Here is a 21,489-nt window from a genome sequence, read left to right as displayed (position 1 = left end):
CCCTGCTCACCGGGGAGGACGGGGCTGCGGTGCGCCTCGGGACGGCACCGCGGCGGCCAGCCCGCGCAGCTTGTCCGGGTTGCGGACGACCAGCACCTGGGTGACCCGGCCGCCGGCCAGGACCAGCGACATCGTCAGGAACGGCTCGCCGGCCACCCAGGCCGCGACGCCGGGCGCGCCGTTCACGTCGGCCACCTCGATCCGCAGGTCGGCGGTGGCCAGCCCCTCGGACGCCGTCGCCAGGAGGAAGCGCACGACCTTCTGGGCACCCACGATCGGCCGCAGCGCCGCCTTGGCCCGGCCCCCGCCGTCGGTCACGAGGACGACGTCGGGCGCGAGCGCGGCCAGCAGCGCCTCGACGTCCCCGCCCGCGCAGGCGGCGAGGAAGCGCTCGGTGACCTCGCGCTGGGCGGTGCGGTCGGCGTCGAAGCGCGGCTGCCGGGCCTGCACGTGCTCCCGCGCCCGGTGCGCCATCTGCCGGATCGCGGCCTCGCTGCGGCCCAGGACCGCGGCCACCTCCCCGGCGGGCAGCCCGAACACCTCGCGCAGGACGAAGACCGCCCGCTCGGCCGGTGACAGGGTCTCCAGGACGACGAGGACCGCGAGCGACACCTGCTCGCCGAGCACCGCGGCGTCGTCGGGGTCCGGCGGGGGAGCGGCCCCGGCCACCGGCGTGGACCCGGTCAGGAGGGGCTCGGGCAGCCAGGGCCCGACGTAGGTCTCCCGCCGGGTGCGGGCGGCGTCCAGCCGGTCCAGCGCCAGCCGGGAGGCGATCCGCACCAGGTAGGCCCGCGGCTCGGCGACGTCGGTCCGGTCGGCCGCCGACCAGCGCAGCCACGCGTCCTGCACGACGTCCTCGGCGTCGGCGACGCTGCCGAGCATCTGGTAGGCGACGGTGAACAGCAGCCGACGGTGCCGGTCGAAGGCGGCCAGCGGATCGCTCATGCGGGCACCTCGCAGCGGTCGCGGAAGCCCTGGCTGGTCAGGCCGAGGGCGCTGTTGAACCGCGACCGGACGTTCTCCACGGCCACCATCATCGTGAGCTCGACCAGTTCCGCGTCGTCCAGCGAGCGCCGCAGCTCGTCGACCATCTCGTCGGTCACGGTGGGCGGGGTCGCCGTCACCGCCTCGGCGTAGGCCATGACCCGCCGCTCCAGGTCGGTGTAGACGTCGCTGTCGCGCCAGCGCGGGACGTCGCGGAGCTTGGCCGGGTCGACGCCCTCGTTGGTGCTGATCCAGGAGCCGAAGTCCACGCACCAGGAGCAGCCGATCGAGACGGCCGAGGCCATGGACGCGAGGGCCTTGAGCGTGCGGTCGAGCCGGTTCCACCGGGCGAGCGAGGTCTCGAAGCCGGCGTCGGTGACCAGGACCCGCGGGTTGTGGGCCATGGCGGCGAACGGGTCGGGCACGACGCCGTAGGTCCGCCGGGCGTACCACTCGGTGAGGCGGTACAGGCGGGTGCGGGGCGGGTCGAGCGGGATGCGGGCCATGGCGTCTCTCCTCCGGGCGGTGGTGTCCACAGAGACGACGCGGCGCCGCGGGGCGTGACATCGGGCCGGAGGACGGTGGCCGGAGCGCTCGTCGGCCGACCGCTGCGGCGGGCCTTCCCGGCGGCTGCGGTCCGGAGCATCCTGGCGGTCCGGGTTCGGCACGGCGGCCCGTGGGCGACGGGTCCGCCGGGGGAGGAGCGGACGTGGACGCAGACCTCGCGCAGGCCCTGCAGCGGACGGCCGACGCGCTGGCGGCGATGGGCTCCGGCGACCCCGGGCCCTACGCGGCCCTGTGGGCTGACACCGACGACGTGACCCTGTTCGGGGCGTGGGGGCCGATCGAGAAGGGCCACGACGCCGTCACGCGGACCTTCCAGTGGGTGGGGAGCCGGTTCAGCGACGGGGCGCTGCGGCCCGAGCAGGACGTCGTCCGGGTCTCGGGGGACCTGGCCTGCACGGTCGGCTCCGAGCACGGGGTGGTCCGCGTCGACGGGGGTGAGCCCCGGCCGATGACGATCCGGGTCACGCACGTGTACCAGCGGGTCGACGGCACGTGGTGGCTGGTGCACCGCCACGCGGACTTCCCGCCGCCCGACCAGCGCCGGAGCTGAACGCGCCTGGTGACGGACTGGAACGGCCCCGTCCCGGGTCCCGCCCTGAGCCTGCGCGGGGTGGGGAGGACGGGGTCCTTCCTCAGAGGCGGCCGCGGCCCTGGCGGAGCAGCATCATCCCGAGCGTCGCGCCGTCCCGGCCGAGCTCGGCCTGGAAGCGGGACAGCACCTGCTGCTCGCGGGACAGGGACAGGCGGGTGCCTCCGGTGGACTGGCGCAGCTCACCGATCTGCTGGGACACGGCCAGCCGGCGCTGCACCAGCCGGATGATCTCGGCGTCGCAGGTGTCGATCTCCTCGCGCAGCTCGGCGATGCGCTCGTCGGCGGCGGGAGCGGTGGGGATCGTGGCGGTCATCGGGAGTTCCTCCGGGGCGGGCGGGAGGCCGTCGGACCCCGAGAACGAGAAACGCCCCGGGCTCCTCGGGCCCGGGGCGTCTGTTGCGGCGTGTGCTCAGCCAGCGGTGACGGACACCGGATCCCGGTGGCCGTAGTAAAAGCTGAGGGCGGCGAGCACGGCGCAGAGTGTGCCACAGCCGCGGCCCCGCTCGCCACCGGGTCCATCGGGCGGGTCGGGTGGGGCGGGTGGTCCGCGGCCCCGGGGAGGTCACCCGTCCGAACTACAGTGGTGTGGTCATGAGCAGCGTCCAGCAGGCCCTCCCCGGTACCGCCGCCCTCCAGCGCTCCGCCTCCGGCTCGGTCGGGCGGGAGCTGGACCGGATGCTCGCCGGCCTCAACGGGCCCCAGCGTCAGGCCGTCGTCCACGAGGGTGGGCCGCTGCTCATCGTCGCCGGTGCCGGATCCGGCAAGACGCGGGTGCTCACGCACCGCGTCGCCTACCTGCTCGGCGCCCGCGGCGTCCAGCCCGGCGAGGTCCTGGCGATCACGTTCACCAACAAGGCCGCCGGCGAGATGAAGGAGCGGGTGGCCCACCTCGTCGGCCCGCGCGCGCGGGCGATGTGGGTGTCGACGTTCCACTCGATGTGCGTGCGGATCCTGCGCGCCGAGGCCGGCAAGCTCGGCATGAAGTCCTCGTTCACGATCTACGACCAGGGCGACTCCGTCCGGCTGATGACGATGGTCGCCCGCGACCTGGACCTCGACGCCAAGCGCTACCCCGGCCGCAGCCTCGCCGCGCAGGTGTCGAACCTGAAGAACGAGCTGATCGACGAGGAGTCCTTCGTCCCGGGAACGGCGCCGGAGAAGGTGCTCGCCGAGGCCTACACGCTCTACCAGCGGCGGCTGCGCGAGGCGCACGCCATGGACTTCGACGACCTGATCATGACGACGGTCAACCTGCTGCAGGCCTTCCCGGACGTCGCCGAGCACTACCGCCGCCGCTTCCGCCACGTGCTGGTCGACGAGTACCAGGACACCAACCACGCGCAGTACGTGCTGGTCCGCGAGCTGGTGGGGCCGGAGGGTGGCCCGGTGCCGCCCGCCGAGCTGTGCGTGGTCGGTGACGCCGACCAGTCGATCTACGCCTTCCGCGGCGCCACCATCCGCAACATCGACGAGTTCGAGCGGGACTACCCGCAGGCCACGACGATCCTGCTCGAGCAGAACTACCGCTCCACCCAGCGCATCCTCAAGGCGGCCAACCAGGTCATCGCCAAGAACACCGGCCGCCGCGCCAAGAGCCTGTGGACCGACGCCGGCGACGGCGAGCTGATCGAGGGCTACGTCGCCGAGAACGAGCACGACGAGGCCGCCTGGGTCGCCGAGCAGATCGACGCGCTGGTCGACGAGGGCACGGCCAAGCCCAAGGACATCGCCGTCTTCTACCGGACCAACAACGCCTCCCGTGTCTTCGAGGAGGTGTTCATCCGCGTCGGCATGCCCTACAAGGTGGTCGGCGGGGTGCGCTTCTACGAGCGCAAGGAGGTCCGTGACGCGCTGGCCTACCTCAAGGTGGTCGCCAACCCGGCCGACGTGGTCAGCCTGCGCCGGGTGATCAACGTGCCCAAGCGGGGGATCGGCGAGAAGGCGGAGTCCTGCATCGAGGGCTTCGCCGACCGGGAGCGGATCGCCTTCGCCAACGCGCTGCGCCGGTGCTCCGAGGTCACCACCCTGGCCGCCCGGTCGCTCAAGGCCATCCAGGAGTTCGTGGCGCTGCTCGAGGAGTTCGAGAACCTGGTCGAGACGGGCTCGGGGCCGGCCGCGCTGCTGGAGAGCATCCTCGACCGCACCGGCTACCTCGCCGAGCTCCAGGCCAGCACCGACCCCCAGGACGAGGGCCGGGTCGACAACCTCAACGAGCTCATCTCGGTGGCCGCCGAGTTCGAGGCGGCCAACCCCGGCGGCTCGGTCACCGACTTCCTCGAGCAGGTGTCGCTGGTCGCCGACGCCGACCAGATCCCGGTCGCCGGGGACGACGCCGGCGTGGTCACGATGATGACCCTGCACACCGCCAAGGGCCTGGAGTTCCCGGTCGTCTTCCTCACCGGCATGGAGGACGGCGTCTTCCCCCACCTGCGGGCGCTGGGCGACCCGCGGGAGCTCGAGGAGGAGCGCCGCCTGGCCTACGTCGGCATCACCCGGGCCCGGCAGCGGCTGTTCATCTCCCGCGCCACCGTCCGCACCAGCTGGGGGCAGCCGGCCTACAACCCGCCGTCGCGCTTCCTGGACGAGCTGCCGGCCGACACCGTGCAGTGGGCGGGCAAGGAGCCGGCCCCCGCGCCGAGCACCGGCTTCCGGTCCGCGCAGCAGCGGGTGGCGGCCACCGGGCTGTCCACCGGCGGGCTGCGTGGCGGCGCAGGCAACCGCGCGGTGATCGCCGTGGAGGTGGGCGACCGGGTCAGCCACGACGCGTTCGGGCTGGGCACCGTCGTCGAGGTGACCGGCGCCGGCGACAAGGCGCAGGCCACCGTGGACTTCGGCTCGGGCGGCACCAAGCGGCTCGTCCTGCGCTACGCGCCCCTCGTCAAGCTGTAGCTCCGAGCAGGCACCACCACTGCGGGTGGTGCCCGGGTAGTGCGGGCGCTGCAGGACCCGCAGTGCCCGAGTAACGCCCGCAACCGGTGCGGGTGGAGCTCAGGAGGGTCGTGCCGTCACGGCACGGATACGCCGCGCTCGGCCAGGAAGTCCTCGGGGTCGATCGGCCGGCCGTCCATGCCGCCACGGTGGACCTCGTAGTGCAGGTGCGGCCCGGTCGACTGGCCCTCGTTGCCCACCTTGGCGATCGGGTCACCGGCGTGCACGAGGTCGCCGGCCTCGACGGAGAAGTAGCGCATGTGCCCGTAGACGTGCACGTTGCCGTCGGCGTCCTGGATGTAGACCGCGTTGCCGTAGCCGGACGCGCGGCCGGCCCGGATCACCACGCCGTCGGTCGCGGCGACGATCGGCGTGCCCAGCGGGGCGGCCAGGTCGATGCCGTAGTGCATGGACCCCCAGCGCATGCAGAAGCAGGTGGTGAGACGGGCGCCGTCGACGGGGCGCGCGGTCTTCGGCGTCCGGGCGGCGCGGGACGCGGCCAGCTCGCCGAGACGGGCCTGGGCCTCGGCCTCGGTGATGCCGCGGCGCACACCGGCGTCCTCCATGTCACCGGTCAGGCCGATGTCGGAGGCGACCCCGAGGCCGTACTCGGCGGCGCTGACGGTGATCTCGGCCGGGCCGCCGCCCAGGACCGTCGGGACGCCGGCGATGAGCGCGCCGGCCACGAGGGCGGCCAGCCACAGCGGGCCGCGCCGACCGGGCGGGCGGGGGAGGCGGCGCCGGAGCGCGGGCGTCTCCGCGGCGTCGGCCTCGGGTGCGGCGCCGTCGGCGCGCGGGGCGGCGGCGATGACCACGCCGTCGGTGGCGGCGCGCGGCGAGGGGATCGCGGGAGCGGCCGGCTCACGGTCGGCCCCCGGTCGCTCGAGCAGTACGGACGGGCGAGTCACGGAGCACCTCCTTGGGAAGCGGCCCATCCCGGCGGTGCCCTCGCGGGCGGACCGTCGGGGGAGCGACGGCGGCGGAGGCGTCCGGGACTGCGACGCCCGCCGGTCGGTACCGGCGCCGTGATCGGACGGTAACGATGAGTCAGGTCGCGGCCGGTCACCCGCACCGCGTGTCGCTTTGTCTGCAACGGGTGGGACAGATGGGACTCGCGTCACCGGTGGTCCCGGGCGCACCGGAGGCCCGCCCCGAGCTCACGAGGGGCGGGGAGGAGGGGGCTTCCTCAGGCGACGGCGGCCGGCGCGGCCGGCGACGGCTCGGCCCGCCGGTGACCGGCCAGGGTGACCGCGACCTCGTCCAGGACGGTGCGGTGGAAGGGCAGCGACATGTGGCCGACGCCGCGGACGAGCACGTTGCGCGCCCGGAGGTCGGGGTGGTCACAGCGGCCGGCGGTGGTGGGCAGCACGACCTGGTCGAGGTCGCTGTAGACCGCGGTCACCGGCGTCCGGACACCCGGCGCCGGCTGGGCGAGCTCGCGCAGCACCGGGGAGCCGGGTCGCAGCTGGCGGACCAGCGGGGTGGGGCAGAGGTGGGCCAGCACCGTGCCCTGGTGCGGCGTCCCGAGGGTCACCAGCGACTCGACCCGCTGGTCCCCGCCCTGCCGCTGCACGTGGTAGCGGGCGATGAGCCCGCCGAGGCTGTGCCCGACGACGTGCACCCGCTCGTGCCCGGTCTGCTCGCAGATACGCTCGAGGTGCTCCCCGAGCGCGGTCGCGCCCCGCGCGACGTCGGTCAGCAGCGGGCTGTAGTTCCACGAGCAGACGTGGGCGAAGCCGCGGCGGCGGAGGCTGCGGCGCATCACCGCGAACACCGACTGGTTGTCGACCAGGCCGTGCACGAGGACGACCGGGATGCGCGCGGCCAGCGGGTCGGCGGCGAACAGCGCCCGGACGGCGGGCGGCTGCTCCCCGGGCCGGCAGCGCGGATCGGGCCGCAGCCGGTCGGTCCGGGTGCCCAGCGGGTACATGAGCAGGTGCGCGCCGACGAGGGCGAGCTCGGTGATGCCCCCGGTCAGCGCCGCGCGGGTGACCAGCGTCCGCAGCCCGCCCCGTGGCGCTCCGGGTACCGGACCGTCGGTGTGCGACTCTGGGCCCGAGCCCGGGTCGCTGGTCGGGTACATCGCCGGTCCTCCCCGTTGCTGTCTCCGGGAGTGCCCGGGATCGACGGACCCGCCTGGCGGCGGGAGCACCTCTCGGGTGCCCTGTTCACGCGACGGTAATGCCTTGGTGTGGCGCCCGTCACACGAGCGTCGCCGCCCGGGCACCGATCGAGGCCGGTTCGTGACCAACCGGACGAAGGGGGAACCGTGGCCACCCGGGATGGCTCCACGCGGAGGCGGGACACCGCCGGAGGCGGCCCCGCCCGCCCGCGCCCGGCGGGGGCCCGCGGGACCCCCGTCCGTCCGCCGGCGGTGGGCCCCGCCAAGGCTCCCGGCCGGGCCGACGGGCTGGTGCTCGGGCCGACCCCGGGAGGCGCGCGCCTGGCCGGGGTGCTCCTCGTCCTGGCGGGCCTGGCGGGGGTGGCCGCGCTCGTCCCGACCTACCTCGTGGTGGGCGGCCAGGAGCTGACCCAGGCCCTCGGTGCGGGCAGCGTCCTGGCCGGTCTGCTCGCGCCCGGAGTCACCGTCGCCGTCGGCGCCGTCCTCGCGGCCGGCCGGGTGCCGCGCTTCGGGCTGGCCTACGCGGCCGTGTCCGGAGCGCTCTCGCTCGGCCTGCTGCTCATCGAGCTGTACCGCGCCAGCGCCTCGACCGTGCGCCCGGGCCTGGAGGTCCTCGTGGGCCGGCGGGTGCTCACCAGCACGGTGGAGATCGGTGCCGGCTGGGTGCTGGGAGCCCTCGCCCTGGGGCTCACCGTGCTGGCCGGCGCCCTGGCGGCGGCGTCGTGGGGGCGGACGGTCATGGAGGACGGCGGGTCGCTCGACCCGGCCCGTCCGGCGCTGGCCGGTGCCGCGGTGCTGCTCGGCGTGGGGACGGTGCTCTGCCTGGTGCTGCCGGCCGCCGACGTCCCCGACCGGCTGATCACCGATCCGACGACCGGGCTCCAGGAGGTCGTGGAGCAGGCGGGGGCGCAGGGGCTGCTCGAACGCCCCGGCCTGGCCCTGCTGGGCGGCTTGCTGCTCGCGGGCGCCGTCGTCCTCTGCTCGGTGGTGGCGCCGTCGCTGCGGCCGCGGCTGGCCGCCGTCGGCGGGTTGCTGGCGATCGGGGTCGTCGTCCTGTCGCTGGGGCTGACCGGCCTGCGCGACGCCGCCGTCTCCGACGAGCTGGTGTGGACGCTGCCCGGCGCCGGGCTGCTCGTGGCCGGCCTGGCCTACGGGGTCCTCACCGTGCTGGCCTGGCGGGTCCGCCGGCCGGCGTCCGCCGCCCGCTGAGTCGTCGGTCACGGCTCGCCTTCCGGCCTGCGGAACACCGGTGGCGGGGGGCTGTGATGCCCGTCATGGCCCGTGGTGCCGGTGGAACGACGGCGCCCGGCGAGGGTTACGGTGCCTGTTCGTGGATCTCTTCGAGTACCAGGCCCGTGACCTGCTGGCCTCCCATGGTGTGCCCGTGCTGCCCGGCGGCGTCGCCGAGACCCCGGAGCAGGCGGAGGCGATCGCCCGCGAGATCGGGACGACCGTCGTCGTCAAGGCGCAGGTGAAGACCGGTGGCCGTGGCAAGGCCGGCGGCGTCAAGCTGGCCGGCGACGCCGACGAGGCGCGCGCCCGCGCCCAGGACATCCTCGGCCTCGACATCAAGGGCCACATCACCCACCGCGTGATGGTCGCCCAGGCCAGCGACATCGCCGAGGAGTACTACTTCTCCTACCTGCTCGACCGCTCCAACCGCACCTTCCTGGCCATGGCCAGCGTCGAGGGCGGCATGGACATCGAGCAGCTCGCCGTCGAGCGCCCCGAGGCGCTGGCCCGCATCCCCGTCGACGCCACGGTCGGCGTGGACACCGCCAAGGCGGCGGAGATCGTCGACGCGGCCGGGTTCCCCGCCGAGGTCCGCGACCAGGTCATCGCCATCGCCGTCCAGCTGTGGGAGACCTTCAGCGCGGAGGACGCGACGCTGGTCGAGGTCAACCCGCTGGCCAAGGCGCCGGACGGCACCGTCCTCGCGCTGGACGCCAAGGTCACCCTCGACGAGAACGCCCGCTTCCGGCACGAGGGCCACGCCGCCCTCGAGGACACCGCCGCGGCGGACCCGCTGGAGGCCGCGGCCAAGGAGAAGGACCTCAACTACGTCAAGCTCGACGGCGAGGTCGGGATCATCGGCAACGGCGCCGGGCTCGTCATGAGCACGCTCGACGTCGTCGCCTACGCCGGTGAGGAGTTCGGCGGCGTCCGCCCGGCCAACTTCCTCGACATCGGTGGCGGCGCCTCGGCCGAGGTGATGGCCAACGGGCTGCACATCATCCTGTCCGACCCGGCCGTGAAGAGCGTGTTCGTCAACGTCTTCGGCGGCATCACTGCCTGCGACGCCGTCGCCAACGGCATCGTGCACGCGCTGCAGCTCCTCGGCGACGAGGCGACCAAGCCGCTGGTCGTCCGGCTCGACGGCAACAACGTCGAGGAGGGCCGGCGGATCCTCGCCGAGGCCAACCACCCCCTGGTCACCCTGGTGGACACGATGGACGGCGCCGCGCGCCGGGCCGCCGAGCTCGCCGCCGCCTGAACCACCGAGACCGGACAGGACACCAGAGAGATGTCGATCTTCCTCAACGAGAACAGCAAGGTCATCGTCCAGGGCATGACCGGCTCCGAGGGGCGCAAGCACACCCAGCGCATGCTCGCCTCGGGCACGGCCATCGTCGGCGGCGTCAACCCGAAGAAGGCCGGCCAGAGCGTCGACTTCGACGGCGCGAGCGTGCCGGTGTTCGGCTCGGTCGCCGAGGCGATGAAGGAGACCGGCGCCGACGTCAGCGTCATCTTCGTCCCGCCGGCCGGTGCGAAGAACGCCGTCATCGAGGCCGTCGACGCCCAGATCGGGCTCGCCGTCGTCATCACCGAGGGCATCCCGGTGCACGACTCGACCAGCTTCTGGGCGCACGCGCAGGGCGGGGCCACCCGGATCATCGGCCCGAACTGCCCGGGCCTGATCAGCCCCGGGCGGTCCAACGCCGGCATCATCCCGGCCAACATCACCAAGCAGGGCCGGATCGGGCTGGTCAGCAAGTCCGGGACGCTGACCTACCAGATGATGTACGAGCTGCGCGACATCGGGTTCTCCACCTGCGTCGGCATCGGCGGCGACCCGGTCATCGGCACGACCCACATCGACTGCCTCCAGGCCTTCCAGGACGACCCGGAGACCGAGGCCATCGTGATGATCGGCGAGATCGGCGGGGACGCCGAGGAGCGCGCCGCCGACTTCATCGAGGCCAACGTCACCAAGCCGGTGGTCGGCTACGTCGCCGGGTTCACCGCCCCCGAGGGCAAGACCATGGGCCACGCCGGGGCGATCGTCTCGGGTTCGGCCGGCACCGCCCAGGCGAAGCAGGAGGCCCTCGAGGCCGCCGGTGTCCGCGTGGGGAAGACCCCGTCGGAGACCGCCCGCCTCATGCGCGAGCTCGTGGGCGCCTGAGACGGGCCCTTCCTCCTGCTGGGAGGGTCGATCTGCCACCGCTGCCCGGTGACCTCGTCGAGGTCGCCGGGCAGCGGCGTTCCCGGAACTCGATACCGTCACGGACGGGGGAGAGCAGGCGCGCCGCGGTTGCCCTGCCCTCCGGCCGCTGCCCAGGATGCGCGCAGTGATCACGCCACCACCGAGGAGTGCCCCGCGATGACCAGTCAGCCGCCGCAGCCGCCGGGCGGGTCCGGGCACCCGCGGTACGGCGAGCAGCCGGAGCAGGCCGGGCCGCCCGGCCAGTCCGGCCACGGCCGGCCCCAACAGCCCGGCTACGGCCAGCAGCCGGGCTACGGCCAGCAGCCGTCGGGCTACGGCCAGCCCCAGCAGTCGGGCTACGGCCAGCAGCCGTCGGGCTACGGCCAGCCCCAGCAGCCGGGCTACGGGCAGCCGTCGGGCTACGGTCAGCCGCAACAGCCCGGCTACGGGCAGCCGCCCGGCTACGGCCAGCCCCAGCAGCCCGGCTACGGCCAGCCCCAGCAGCCCGGCTACGGGCAGCAGCCGGGATGGGGCGCCCCGCCTCCCGGTCAGCCCGGGTACGGGCAGCCGGGCTACGGGCCGCCGCCCGGCCAGGGCGGACACCCGCAGCCGGCCGGTGGAGGGGTGTCGCTGGGCTTCGACCGCAAGCGGCTGAGGCTCGGCGACCACGTCGTCGCCGGCGCCACCGTGCTCTTCCTCGTCTTCGCCGTCCTGCCGTGGTTCACCTTCGACTTCGGCTTCGGCATCTCGGAGTCGATCAACGGCTTCGACTTCAGCCTGGTGACCGCCGCCTTCGCCCTGCTCCTCCTCGCGACGGTGTGGGCCCTCCTGCCGGCCGTCCACCCCGTGGCGGTGCCGTTCCCGCGGTCGTTCGTCACCGTGGGACTGACCGGCCTGGCGTTCCTCCTGACGCTGGTCGAGTGGATCAGCACCTTCGAGGCCGGGTTCAGCGTCTTCGCCCTCCTCACGTTCCTCGCGTCCGCCGCGGCGCTGACCTTCGCCGTCCTGCGCCTGCTCCCCGAGTTGAAGAGCCGCCCGGAGACGGCGGGCACCGTGGCCGGGCCACCGCAGTGGGGGCAGCAGCAGGCGCCGCAGTACGGCGGTGCGCCGCAGCAGTACGGCGCCGCGGGTGCGCCGCAGCAGTACGGCTACCAGCCCCACGGCCAGGCCTACGGTCAGGCCCAGGCCCCCGGTCAGGCCCAGGACCAGCCGTACGGCCAGGCCCAGGCCCACGGCCAGCAGGCGGCGGCGCCGTGGCAGCAGCCGCCGACCGGGCCGAGGCAGGAGCACCGCCGCCCGCCGCCGCCGGTCACGGGCGGGCCGGGCTCCGGGCAGCCGGGTGGCGCCACGGCGTCCGGTGCGCAGCCGGGGCCGTCCACCGACCCGACCTGACGGCGGGTCACGACGGCTCGGGTCCGGTGGCCCGCGCCGGTTTCGTCGACCGGGACGGGCGCGTGCAGCGGCGAACCCGGCCGCGGGCTTGGGAGAGTGGAGTCGTGGTCTCCCTCCTGGCGCGCCTGAGCCTGCCCGGGCAGCGGGACCCCGCGACCGTCCGCCGTCGCGCGCCCCTGCTCGCCGGGCTGGCGGCGGTCGCGGTGTCGGTGCTCGGCCTGCTCGGGCTCGGCCTGGCCGTGGTCGTCGTCCAGACGCTGGACCCGGCCGGCGGGCTGCCGGTGCAGGGGTCGGCCCGGGTCGCCGGCCAGCTGTGGCTGCTGGCCCAGGGCGGCGGCCTCGAGCTGGACTCCGGACCGCTGGTGCTCGCCCCCCTGTTGCTGACCCTCGTCGTGGCGGGAGGCCTGTCCAGCGCCGCACGCGGGGTCGTCCGGGCCGGCGACCTCGGCGACGGGCGGGACGGAGGCGCCGTCCTGGCCGCCGTGGCCGTGACCCACACCGTGCTGACCGTCCTGGTCGCACTGGCCGTCGACACCCGGGGGGCGGACGTCGACCTGCTGCGCTGCGCGGTCGGCGGCGCCCTGCTCGCCGTCCTCGCCGCCGGGTGGGGGACGGCGCGGGAGTCCGGGCTGCTCGACACCGCGCTGGACCGGCTGCCCCCGCCCGTCCGCCCGCTGCTGCGCGCCGTCCTCGCCGGGCTGCTCGCCGCGCTGGCGCTGGCGTTCCTCATGGTGGCCGTCGCGCTGGCCTCCGACACCGCGGGGCACGCCGCCCTCGTCGGCGCGCTCGGGGGTGCGGGCGCCGGAGCGGTCGGGCTGCTCGCACTCGGCGCTCTGCTGCTGCCCAACGCGGCCGCGGCGGCCATCGGCCTGGCCGCCGGCCCGGGCTTCGCCGTCGGGAGCGGCACGCTGGTGTCCGTCCACGGCGTCACCCTGGGCGCGGTGCCCGCCCTGCCGCTGCTGGCCGCGCTGCCGGACACGCAGGCGGTGCCGCTGCTGGCCTTCGCCTCGCAGGTCGTGCCGGCGCTGGCCGGGCTGGTGGCGGGCGCGGCCCTGGGCCGCCGGCTGCGGGAGGACGACGGCGGTCCCGTGGCCGCCGGCCTCTGGGGTGTGCTCGCCGGCGTGCTGCTCGGGGTCGCCTGTGGGCTGCTCGCCTGGGCCGCCGGCGGCTCGCTGGGGGACGGCGGCCTGGCCGGCGTCGGTGCCCCACCGGTGACGACCGGCCTGGCCGTCGCCGCGCAGGCCGGCATCGCCGCCGCGGTCGGTGCCGCGGTCACCCGGTGGCGCTCAGCCCGCTCCGGACCAGCCGGGGGAGGGCGGCCCGCGCCCCGTTAGGGTCGCAGGTGTGCCCGCACCTCAGTCGTCGTCGCGGGCGCGGGTCGTCGTCCTGCTGTCGGGCACCGGCTCGCTGTGCGCCGCGCTGCTCGAGGCCACCGACGACCCGGGCTACCCCGCGACCGTGGTCGCCGTGGGCAGCGACCGCGCGGCTCCGGGGCTCGAGCACGCCCGCCGCCGCGGGATCCCGACCTTCACCTGCCGGCTGGGCGACGCCGCCGACCGCGCCGCGTGGGACCGGTCCCTGGCCGCCGCGGTCGCCGAGCACCGGCCCGACCTGGTGGTGTCCGCGGGCTTCATGAGGATCGTCGGCCCCGCCGTCCTCGACGCCTTCGAGGGGCGGCTGGTCAACACCCACCCCGCGCTGCTGCCCGCCTTCCCCGGCGCGCACGCGGTCCGGGACGCCCTGGCCGCGGGCGTGCCGGTCACCGGGAGCACCGTGCACCTGGTCGACGCCGGCGTCGACACCGGCCCGGTTCTGGCCCAGCGGCAGGTGCCGGTCCTGCCCGGTGACGACGAAGAGCGGCTGCACGAACGGATCAAGGCCGTGGAGCGCGAGCTCCTGGTGGAGACGGTGGCGCGACTGGCCACCGACCTCCCCACCGAGGACACGGAGGACCCCCGATGAGCGACCGCACCCCCATCCGCCGCGCGCTGCTGGGCGTCTACGACAAGTCCGGGATCGAGGAGCTGGCCCGCGGCCTGGCCGACGCCGGCGTGGAGCTGGTGAGCACCGGCGCGACCGCGCGGCGGATCGCCGAGGCCGGCGTCCCGGTCACCCCGGTGGAGCAGGTGACCGGCTTCCCCGAGTGCCTGGACGGGCGGGTGAAGACCCTGCACCCCGCCGTGCACGCCGGCATCCTGGCCGACCGCCGCAAGTCCGACCACGTGCAGCAGCTCGAGGACCTCGGCATCGCCCCGTTCGACCTCGTGGTGGTGAACCTCTACCCGTTCACCGAGACCGTCGCCTCCGGGGCCAGCCCCGACGAGTGCGTCGAGCAGATCGACATCGGCGGCCCGGCGATGGTGCGGGCGGCCGCCAAGAACCACCCGTCGGTCGCGGTCGTCGTCGACCCGGCCCGCTACGGCGACGTCCTCGCGGCGGTCACGGCCGGGGGCTTCACCCTGGCCCAGCGGCAGGGGCTGGCCGCCGCGGCCTTCCGGCACACCGCCACCTACGACATCGCCGTCGCCTCCTGGATGGGCAGTGTGCTCGCGCCGGACGAGGAGACCGTCTTCCCCGCCTGGGTGGGGGCGAGCTGGGAGCGCGCCGACGTCCTGCGGTACGGCGAGAACCCGCACCAGCAGGCCGCCCTCTACCGCGGCGGCGGACGGCCGGGGCTCGCGCAGGCCGAGCAGCTGCACGGCAAGCAGATGTCCTACAACAACTACGTCGACACCGACGCGGCGGTGCGCGCCGCGCACGACCACACCGACCCGTGCGTGGCGATCATCAAGCACGCCAACCCCTGCGGCATCGCCGTCGGCACCGACATCGCCGCCGCCCACCGCAAGGCGCACGCCTGCGACCCCGTCTCCGCCTTCGGTGGCGTCATCGCGGCCAACCGCGAGGTCGACCTGGCCATGGCCGAGCAGGTCGCCGGCGTGTTCACCGAGGTCGTCGCCGCGCCGTCCTTCACCGACGACGCGCTGCAGGTGCTCACCGCCACGAAGAACATCCGGCTGCTCCGGCTGCCCGAGGGAGGCCCCGGGGCGACCGAGTGGCGGCCGGTCGGCGGCGGGCTGCTGCTGCAGACCCTCGACCGCATCGACGCGGCCGGCGACGACCCCACCACCTGGACCCTCGCCACCGGCGAGCCGCTGGACGCCGCCGGCCTCGACGACCTCGTCTTCGCCTGGCGCAGCGTGCGCGCGGTGCGCAGCAACGCGATCCTGCTGGCCCACGACAAGGCCACGGTCGGCGTCGGCATGGGGCAGGTCAACCGGGTGGACGCCGCCCGGCTGGCCGTCACGCGGGCGGGGGAGCGGGCCGCCGGGTCGGTGGCCGCCTCCGACGCGTTCTTCCCCTTCGCCGACGGGCTGCAGGTCCTCCTGGAGGCCGGCGTCCGGGCGGTGGTGCAGCCGGGCGGCTCCGTCCGCGACGAGGAGGTCGTCGCGGCCGCGGCGGCGGCCGGCGTGCCGCTCTACCTGACCGGAACCCGCCACTTCGCCCACTGATGGAGGACCCCCTCGCCCCCCACCACTCGCAGGCTCGCGGCGGGCCCCTGCGAGGGGGCCGCGTGCCTCCCGGCAGGGGGCCACGCCCGCACGTCGGACCGCCCGAGGCCGGCGCCGAGGTCGAGGGGGCCGACTACGCCCGCGTCGACTGGTGGGGCGCCGAGCTCGAGGGCGTCACCTTCACCCGGTGCCGGTTCGACGACGCGGGGCTGGAGGAGCTGGTCACCCGGCGGTGCGTGTTCGACCAGTGCGTGCTGACCGGCGTCCGGATGGCCGGGTCGCGGCACTCGGGGTCAGCGTTCCTCTCCTGCCGGTTCGACCGGGCGCGGCTGTTCGACGCGCGGTGGGACGGCTGCAAGCTGACCGGGTCGCAGTTCCCCGGCGCGGAGCTGCGGCCGATGACCTCGGTGGAGAGCGACTGGTCGTGGACCGCGCTGCGCGGCGCCGACCTCTCCGGCCTGGACCTGTCCGGTCAGCGGTTCCGCGAGGCCGACCTCACCGGCGCCGACCTGCGCGAGTGCGACCTCACCGGAGCCGACCTCGACCACGCCCGGCTGCAGGGGGCGCAGCTGCGCGGGGCCGACCTGCGTGGCGCCTCGACCGACGCGGTCGACTGGCGGGCGTTCGGGCTGACCGGCGTCCGGCTCGACCTGGTGCAGGCCGTGCAGGTGGCCCGCGCCCAGGGCGCCCTCGTCGCCGACTGAGGCGGGCGCGTCAGCGGCCCGACCGCGGCCCGGTGAGCAACGCCTTGAGCGCGCCCAGCAGGCCGAGGGCCGGGACGGCGGCGGCGAACCAGAAGCCGGTGTCGATGGCGTCGAGGTCCCAGCCGGTGCCGGCCAGCGGCACGAGCACCCCGGCCGCCGCGACCAGGCTGACCAGCAGGGCGAGGACGCCGAGGAAGCGGTGCGTCCGGGCCGGCAGCACGAGGAGCAACCCCAGGACGAACAGCACCCCACCGCCCAGGATGACGGCCATCGGCTGCCAGAAACCGCTGCCGAGCAGCTCGCCGAACCCGTTCTCCAGCTCGTCGAACCCCCGCCGGACCAGGTCCAGGCCGTTGCGGTCGCTGCCGGGCAGCCACTGCAGCAGCAGGCTCACCGCGGCGGCGATGCCGGCGAGGATGAGCAGCAGGCTGGCGAAGGTGTCGGGCCGGCGTACGGGGACCGGCCGGGTCGAGTACGCGGGGGCGGTGGTGGTCGCCCCGGCTCCGCCGAACCCGGCCGCACCCGAGCCCGCGGCGGCGCTCCCGTAGCCGGCCGGGGTGCTGGGGCCGGGCCCGTACCCGGGGTCGGCCGGGCCTCCCCGCACCGGCTCGATGCCCGGTGTCGTCTGCTCCCGCCAGTCCCCGGTGCCGCCGGCGGCACCGGCCGGGGACTGCTCGCGCTCGCTCATCTGCTCTCCTCGCCGGTCGGCAGGCGGGACGCGCCCGCTGCCCGCGAGCCTAGGCACCCGGAGCGTGCGGTGGTCGGCTCTCGGGCACACTGTCGGCCGTGCCCGCGACGATCCTCGACGGCAAGGCCACCGCAGCAGCCATCCGGGCGGAGCTGACCGAACGGGTCGCCGCCCTGACCGCCGCCGGCCACCGGCCCGGCCTCGGCACGCTGCTGGTCGGCGACGACCCCGGCAGCCGGTGGTACGTGAACGCCAAGCACTCCGACTGCGCCCAGGTGGGCATCGCCAGCATCCAGCGCGAGCTGCCCGCGTCGGCCACGCTGGCCGACGTCCTGGCCGTGGTCGACGAGCTCAACGCCGACCCCGCCTGCACCGGTTACATCGTCCAGCTGCCGCTGCCGAAGGGCATCGAGGAGAGCGCCGTCCTCGAGCGGATGGACCCGGCCAAGGACGCCGACGGCCTGCACCCGGTCAACCTGGGCCGGCTCGTGCTCAACGTCGCGGGCCCGCTGCCGTGCACGCCGGTCGGGATCGTGGAGCTGCTGCGCCGCTACGACGTGCCGATCGCCGGTGCCGAGGTGGTCGTCGTCGGCCGCGGCATCACCGTCGGCCGGCCGCTGGGCCTGCTGCTCACCCGCCGCAGCGAGAACGCCACGGTCACCCTCTGTCACACCGGCACGCGCGACCTCGCCGCGCACCTGCGCACCGCCGACATCGTCGTCGCCGCGGCGGGTGTCCCCGGCCTGGTCACCGCGGACGTCGTGCAGCCCGGCGCCGCGGTCCTGGACGTCGGCGTGAGCCGGGTCGACGGCAAGATCGCCGGCGACGTCGCCGCCGACGTCCTCGACGTGGCCGGGTTCGTCGCGCCCAACCCGGGCGGGGTCGGGCCGATGACCCGCGCCATGCTGCTGCAGAACGTCGTCCTCGCGGCGGAGCAGGCCGCGGGGTGACCCGGCCGCCGCTCTACACCCGGCGGCCCTTCCTCGCCGGGCTGCTCCGGCAGGTGCCCCTGCTCGTGGTGCTGCTGGTGGTCGCGGCGGGCCTGGTCATGGTGGCCCTCGAGCACTGGCGGCAGGGGCTGGTCACCGTGGGGCTGGGCCTGGTGGTCGGCGGCCTGGTGCGGCTGCTCCTGCCGGTGCGCCGGGTGGGCTTCCTGGCCGTGCGCAGCCGCCCGGTCGACGTCGTCCTGCTGCTCGGGACGGGGGTCACCCTCATCGGCCTCAGCCTGGCACTGGCAGGGGGCTGAGCGAGGCCCCCCGCAGGCGGCTGCCCGCGGGCAACGATAGGTTGGCCGCCATGGCAGAGCAGCCCAGGAACGGCAAGGTGACCGTCGTCGGTGCCGGGTTCTACGGCTCGACCACCGCCCTGCGACTCGCGGAGTACGACGTCTTCGAGACCGTCGTCCTCACCGACATCGTCGAGGGCAAACCCGAGGGTCTGGCCCTCGACATGAACCAGTCCCGGCCGATCGAGGGCTTCGAGACCAGGGTCGTCGGTGTCGGCGGCGGGTCCTACGAGGGCACCGAGGGCTCCGACGTCGTGGTCATCACCGCGGGGCTGCCGCGCAAGCCCGGCATGAGCCGGATGGACCTCATCGAGACGAACGCGAAGATCGTCCGCCAGGTCGCCGAGAACGTCGCCCGGACCTCGCCCGACGCGGTGGTCATCGTCGTCTCCAACCCGCTGGACGAGATGACCGCGCTGGCCCAGCTGGCCACCGGGTTCCCCAAGAACCGGGTCATGGGCCAGGCCGGCATGCTCGACACCGCCCGGTTCTCCAACAACGTCGCCGAGGAGCTCGGCGTCCCGGTGAGCTCGGTGCAGACGCTCACCCTCGGCTCGCACGGCGACACGATGGTGCCCGTGCCCTCGCGGTGCACCGTGGACGGCAAGCCGCTGGCCGACGTGCTGCCCGCCGACCGCATCGAGCACCTGGTCGACCGCACCCGCAACGGCGGAGCCGAGGTCGTGGCCCTGCTCAAGACCGGCTCGGCGTACTACGCGCCGTCGGCCGCGGCCGCGCGCATGGCGCGGGCGGTCATGGAGGACTCGGGCGCGGTCATGCCGGTGTGCGCCTGGGTCGACGGCGAGTACGGCATCTCCGGGGTGTACCTCGGGGTCGAGGCCGAGATCGGGCGCCAGGGCGTCCGGCGGGTCGTCGAGGGTGACCTGACCGAGAGCGAGCGGGCCGGGCTGCGTGAGGCAGCCGAGGCCGTGCGCGCCAAGCAGGCCGACGTGGCCGACCTCTGACCGTCCGGTCAGAGCCGTAGAGAGGGATACCCCAACGTGAGCAAGATCAAGGTCGAGGGGACGATCGTCGAGCTCGACGGCGACGAGATGACCCGGATCATCTGGCAGTTCATCAAGGACCAGCTGATCCTCCCGTACCTCGACGTCGACCTCGAGTACTACGACCTCGGGATCGAGAAGCGCGACGAGACCGACGACCAGATCACGGTCGACGCGGCGAACGCCATCCAGCGGCACGGCGTCGGCGTCAAGTGCGCGACCATCACCCCGGACGAGGCGCGCGTCGAGGAGTTCGGCCTCAAGCGGATGTACCGCTCACCGAACGGGACGATCCGCAACATCCTCGGCGGCGTCATCTTCCGCGAGCCGATCATCATGTCGAACGTGCCGCGGCTGGTGCCGGGCTGGACCAAGCCGATCGTCGTCGGCCGTCACGCCTTCGGTGACCAGTACCGCGCCACCGACTTCACGTTCCCCGGCGAGGGGACCGTGACGATCACCTTCACGCCCAAGGACGGCGGGGAGCCGATCGAGCACGAGGTGTTCCAGGCCCCCGGCGCCGGCGTGACGATGGCGATGTACAACCTGGACGCCTCGATCCGCGACTTCGCCCGCGCGTCGATGAACTACTCGCTGCAGCGCGGCTTCCCGCTCTACCTGTCCACCAAGAACACGATCCTCAAGGCCTACGACGGCCGGTTCAAGGACCTGTTCGCCGAGGTGTTCGAGTCCGAGTTCAAGGACCAGTTCGAGGCGGCCGGCCTGACCTACGAGCACCGGCTGATCGACGACATGGTCGCCGCGTCCCTCAAGTGGGAGGGCGGCTACGTCTGGGCGTGCAAGAACTACGACGGCGACGTCCAGTCCGACACCGTGGCGCAGGGCTTCGGCTCGCTGGGCCTGATGACGTCGGTGCTCATGAGCCCCGACGGCCGCACCGTGGAGGCCGAGGCCGCGCACGGCACGGTCACCCGGCACTTCCGGCAGCACCAGCAGGGCAAGGAGACCTCGACCAACCCGATCGCGTCGATCTTCGCCTGGACCCGGGGCCTCGCCCACCGCGGCAAGCTGGACGGCACCCCCGAGGTGACGCGCTTCGCCGAGACGCTGGAGCGGGTCTGCATCGACACCGTCGAGGGCGGTCAGATGACCAAGGACCTCGCGCTGCTGATCAGCAAGGACCAGCCGTGGCTGACCACCCAGGACTTCCTGGCCGCCATCGACACCAACCTGCAGAAGGCCATGGCCTGACGAAGGCCGTGATCACCGTGGGGTGATCCCGCGTCCGTGGCCCCCTCGGTTCGTCCGAGGGGGCCACTGGCGTGTTCTCGGCCTGTGGACGGGCAGCCCGGCCGGCGTCCGGCCCGGCAGGGTCCGTCCGTGCCCGTCCCCCCGACTCGCCCGGTCCCCCTCCGCGGACGGGTGTTCCGGGGGTCGACCGTCGTCCGGCAGGGCCTGCTCACCCCGAAGCAGTTGCGGAGCTCGGCCTGGGTCCGGTTGCGCCAGGACGTCTACGCCGACGCGTCCCTCCCCGTGACCCACCGGCTCCTCGTCAGTGCCGTGGGCCTCGTCCTCCCTGAGGGCGCCGGGTTCGCGGGGCGGAGTGCGGCCGTGCTGTGGGGTGTTCCCGACCTGGCCGGGCCCGGCGACCCGGTCGAGGTGGTCCTGCCCGCCGGACGACGGTGGAACGCCGGTCCCGGGGTCCGCGTCCGGGAACTGCTGCCGGGGCAGCGCCTCGTCCCCCGGGGTCGGTGGCGCTGTCTGTCGCCGGCCGGGACCGCCGCCGACCTGGTCCGCTTCGGCGACCGCGACGAGGCCGTCGGCCTCCTGGACCGGCTGGTGCGGGAGGGGCTCACGTCGCTGGCGCACGTGCGGGCGGCGGTCGCGGCGCTGCCGCCCTGCCGCGGGAGCGCGCAGGCGCGGTGGGTGGCCTCCGCCGCCGACGGCCTGGCCGAGTCGCCGCAGGAGACCCGGGTCCGGCTGCTGCTGCGTCGCGCGGGCCTGCTCCCGCCCGTGGCGCAGTTCCGGGTGTTCGACGACGCCGGGTTCGTGGCCCGGGTGGACTTCGCCTACCCGGACCTCAGGCTCGCCATCGAGTACGACGGACTCTGGCACGCCGACCGGACGGCGTTCCTCTCCGACCGGCGGCAGCACAACCGGCTCACGGCTGCCGGCTGGGTCGTGCTCCACGTGACGGTGGAGGACCTCAACCGACCCGAGCGCCTGGTGGCGCGGCTCCGCGCGTTGATCGCCGCGCGCCTCGGGACGGCGAACACGCGCTGAGCGCCCCCTCACCGGCAGCGAGGGGGCGCTCAGCGCGTGTTCG

General features: G+C 74.8%; 21 protein-coding genes. 15 read left to right on the top strand and 6 right to left on the bottom strand.

Going from position 1 to position 21,489, the window contains the following annotated elements:
* Window positions 1-6: 6 nt before the first annotated feature.
* Together sigJ and PGN05_RS07965 are read right to left on the bottom strand one after the other, a co-directional pair.
* Window positions 7-945, bottom strand: coding sequence for an RNA polymerase sigma factor SigJ (sigJ, locus tag PGN05_RS07970; protein WP_419752008.1), 939 nt, complete (start codon window positions 943-945; stop codon window positions 7-9).
* Window positions 942-1,490, bottom strand: coding sequence for a carboxymuconolactone decarboxylase family protein (locus PGN05_RS07965; RefSeq protein ID WP_419752007.1), 549 nt, complete (start codon window positions 1,488-1,490; stop codon window positions 942-944). The genes sigJ and PGN05_RS07965 overlap by 4 nt, the downstream gene beginning before the upstream one ends.
* 203 nt (window positions 1,491-1,693) lie before the next feature.
* On the opposite strand from PGN05_RS07965, the gene PGN05_RS07960 reads away from it, so the two are divergent.
* Window positions 1,694-2,101, top strand: coding sequence for a YybH family protein (locus PGN05_RS07960; RefSeq protein WP_419752006.1), 408 nt, complete (start codon window positions 1,694-1,696; stop codon window positions 2,099-2,101).
* Between the two features lie 82 nt (window positions 2,102-2,183).
* On the opposite strand, the gene PGN05_RS07955 is transcribed toward PGN05_RS07960, so the two are convergent.
* Complete coding sequence (locus PGN05_RS07955) at window positions 2,184-2,456, bottom strand: chorismate mutase (RefSeq protein ID WP_419752005.1); 273 nt, start codon at window positions 2,454-2,456, stop codon at window positions 2,184-2,186.
* A 278-nt stretch (window positions 2,457-2,734) separates the two neighbouring features.
* Here PGN05_RS07955 and pcrA point away from each other — a divergent pair, with 278 nt between their 5' ends.
* Window positions 2,735-5,032, top strand: a complete 2,298-nt coding sequence (gene pcrA, locus PGN05_RS07950) for a DNA helicase PcrA (RefSeq protein WP_419752004.1) — start codon at window positions 2,735-2,737, stop codon at window positions 5,030-5,032.
* Between the two features lie 116 nt (window positions 5,033-5,148).
* On the opposite strand, the gene PGN05_RS07945 is transcribed toward pcrA, so the two are convergent.
* Together PGN05_RS07945 and PGN05_RS07940 are read right to left on the bottom strand one after the other, a co-directional pair.
* Window positions 5,149-5,979 (bottom strand): M23 family metallopeptidase, encoded by an 831-nt coding sequence (locus tag PGN05_RS07945; RefSeq protein WP_419752003.1) that lies wholly within the window; start codon window positions 5,977-5,979, stop codon window positions 5,149-5,151.
* Window positions 5,980-6,257: 278 nt separating this feature from the next.
* On the bottom strand, window positions 6,258-7,154 hold the full coding sequence (locus PGN05_RS07940; RefSeq protein ID WP_419752002.1) for an esterase/lipase family protein: 897 nt from the start codon (window positions 7,152-7,154) through the stop codon (window positions 6,258-6,260).
* Window positions 7,155-7,445: 291 nt separating this feature from the next.
* Between PGN05_RS07940 and PGN05_RS07935 the strand changes: the two genes are divergently transcribed.
* The 8 genes from PGN05_RS07935 (at window position 7,446) to PGN05_RS07900 (ending at window position 16,225) form a co-directional block, all read left to right on the top strand.
* Window positions 7,446-8,402 carry a hypothetical protein gene (locus PGN05_RS07935; protein ID WP_419752001.1) on the top strand — a complete coding sequence of 319 codons (957 nt, stop codon included), beginning with the start codon at window positions 7,446-7,448 and terminating at the stop codon, window positions 8,400-8,402.
* A gap of 121 nt (window positions 8,403-8,523) precedes the next feature.
* The gene (sucC, locus tag PGN05_RS07930) at window positions 8,524-9,687 is read left to right on the top strand and encodes an ADP-forming succinate--CoA ligase subunit beta (protein WP_419752000.1); all 1,164 of its coding nucleotides are present in this window, start codon (window positions 8,524-8,526) and stop codon (window positions 9,685-9,687) included.
* Window positions 9,688-9,717: 30 nt separating this feature from the next.
* Complete coding sequence (gene sucD, locus PGN05_RS07925) at window positions 9,718-10,596, top strand: succinate--CoA ligase subunit alpha (protein WP_419751999.1); 879 nt, start codon at window positions 9,718-9,720, stop codon at window positions 10,594-10,596.
* A gap of 198 nt (window positions 10,597-10,794) precedes the next feature.
* Window positions 10,795-12,009, top strand: a complete 1,215-nt coding sequence (locus PGN05_RS07920; protein ID WP_419751998.1) for a hypothetical protein — start codon at window positions 10,795-10,797, stop codon at window positions 12,007-12,009.
* Between the two features lie 104 nt (window positions 12,010-12,113).
* Complete coding sequence (locus PGN05_RS07915) at window positions 12,114-13,343, top strand: DUF6350 family protein (protein WP_419751997.1); 1,230 nt, start codon at window positions 12,114-12,116, stop codon at window positions 13,341-13,343.
* 10 nt (window positions 13,344-13,353) lie between these two features.
* Window positions 13,354-13,971: a phosphoribosylglycinamide formyltransferase gene (gene purN / locus PGN05_RS07910; protein WP_419751996.1), complete on the top strand. Its 618-nt coding sequence runs from the start codon at window positions 13,354-13,356 to the stop codon at window positions 13,969-13,971.
* Window positions 13,968-15,521 (top strand): bifunctional phosphoribosylaminoimidazolecarboxamide formyltransferase/IMP cyclohydrolase, encoded by a 1,554-nt coding sequence (purH, locus tag PGN05_RS07905; RefSeq protein WP_419751995.1) that lies wholly within the window; start codon window positions 13,968-13,970, stop codon window positions 15,519-15,521. The genes purN and purH overlap by 4 nt, the downstream gene beginning before the upstream one ends.
* A 62-nt stretch (window positions 15,522-15,583) precedes the next feature.
* Window positions 15,584-16,225 (top strand): pentapeptide repeat-containing protein, encoded by a 642-nt coding sequence (locus PGN05_RS07900; RefSeq protein WP_419751994.1) that lies wholly within the window; start codon window positions 15,584-15,586, stop codon window positions 16,223-16,225.
* Between the two features lie 10 nt (window positions 16,226-16,235).
* Here the strand turns inward: PGN05_RS07900 and PGN05_RS07895 are convergent, their stop codons facing one another.
* Window positions 16,236-16,913 carry a hypothetical protein gene (locus PGN05_RS07895; protein ID WP_419751993.1) on the bottom strand — a complete coding sequence of 226 codons (678 nt, stop codon included), beginning with the start codon at window positions 16,911-16,913 and terminating at the stop codon, window positions 16,236-16,238.
* Window positions 16,914-17,011: 98 nt separating this feature from the next.
* Here PGN05_RS07895 and PGN05_RS07890 point away from each other — a divergent pair, with 98 nt between their 5' ends.
* The 5 genes from PGN05_RS07890 (at window position 17,012) to PGN05_RS07870 (ending at window position 21,446) form a co-directional block, all read left to right on the top strand.
* Window positions 17,012-17,863 carry a bifunctional methylenetetrahydrofolate dehydrogenase/methenyltetrahydrofolate cyclohydrolase gene (locus PGN05_RS07890; RefSeq protein ID WP_419751992.1) on the top strand — a complete coding sequence of 284 codons (852 nt, stop codon included), beginning with the start codon at window positions 17,012-17,014 and terminating at the stop codon, window positions 17,861-17,863.
* Window positions 17,860-18,159 (top strand): DUF3017 domain-containing protein, encoded by a 300-nt coding sequence (locus tag PGN05_RS07885; RefSeq protein ID WP_419751991.1) that lies wholly within the window; start codon window positions 17,860-17,862, stop codon window positions 18,157-18,159. Before PGN05_RS07890 ends, PGN05_RS07885 begins: the two co-directional genes overlap by 4 nt.
* A gap of 50 nt (window positions 18,160-18,209) precedes the next feature.
* Complete coding sequence (mdh, locus tag PGN05_RS07880) at window positions 18,210-19,163, top strand: malate dehydrogenase (protein WP_419751990.1); 954 nt, start codon at window positions 18,210-18,212, stop codon at window positions 19,161-19,163.
* A 36-nt stretch (window positions 19,164-19,199) separates the two neighbouring features.
* The gene (locus tag PGN05_RS07875) at window positions 19,200-20,414 is read left to right on the top strand and encodes an NADP-dependent isocitrate dehydrogenase (RefSeq protein WP_419751989.1); all 1,215 of its coding nucleotides are present in this window, start codon (window positions 19,200-19,202) and stop codon (window positions 20,412-20,414) included.
* Window positions 20,415-20,543: 129 nt separating this feature from the next.
* Window positions 20,544-21,446 (top strand): endonuclease domain-containing protein, encoded by a 903-nt coding sequence (locus PGN05_RS07870; protein ID WP_419751988.1) that lies wholly within the window; start codon window positions 20,544-20,546, stop codon window positions 21,444-21,446.
* The last annotated feature ends 43 nt before the right edge of the window (window positions 21,447-21,489 follow it).

The organism is Geodermatophilus sp. CPCC 206100 (genome assembly GCF_048569675.1).
Taxonomy (GTDB): domain Bacteria; phylum Actinomycetota; class Actinomycetes; order Mycobacteriales; family Geodermatophilaceae; genus Geodermatophilus.
Note: the sequence above shows the minus strand (reverse complement) of the source record. Positions and strands in the feature narration are given on the sequence as shown.

What these genes read in the sequence shown, in the direction of transcription:
- PGN05_RS07940 (WP_419752002.1), bottom strand. Translation starts at nt 7,154, where the DNA reads ATGTACCCGACCAGCGACCCGGGCTCGGGCCCAGAGTCGCACACCGAC.
- purH (WP_419751995.1), top strand. Translation starts at nt 13,968, where the DNA reads ATGAGCGACCGCACCCCCATCCGCCGCGCGCTGCTGGGCGTCTACGAC.
- sucD (WP_419751999.1), top strand. Translation starts at nt 9,718, where the DNA reads ATGTCGATCTTCCTCAACGAGAACAGCAAGGTCATCGTCCAGGGCATG.
- PGN05_RS07965 (WP_419752007.1), bottom strand. Translation starts at nt 1,490, where the DNA reads ATGGCCCGCATCCCGCTCGACCCGCCCCGCACCCGCCTGTACCGCCTC.
- PGN05_RS07955 (WP_419752005.1), bottom strand. Translation starts at nt 2,456, where the DNA reads ATGACCGCCACGATCCCCACCGCTCCCGCCGCCGACGAGCGCATCGCC.
- PGN05_RS07920 (WP_419751998.1), top strand. Translation starts at nt 10,795, where the DNA reads ATGACCAGTCAGCCGCCGCAGCCGCCGGGCGGGTCCGGGCACCCGCGG.
- mdh (WP_419751990.1), top strand. Translation starts at nt 18,210, where the DNA reads ATGGCAGAGCAGCCCAGGAACGGCAAGGTGACCGTCGTCGGTGCCGGG.
- PGN05_RS07895 (WP_419751993.1), bottom strand. Translation starts at nt 16,913, where the DNA reads ATGAGCGAGCGCGAGCAGTCCCCGGCCGGTGCCGCCGGCGGCACCGGG.
- pcrA (WP_419752004.1), top strand. Translation starts at nt 2,735, where the DNA reads ATGAGCAGCGTCCAGCAGGCCCTCCCCGGTACCGCCGCCCTCCAGCGC.
- sigJ (WP_419752008.1), bottom strand. Translation starts at nt 945, where the DNA reads ATGAGCGATCCGCTGGCCGCCTTCGACCGGCACCGTCGGCTGCTGTTC.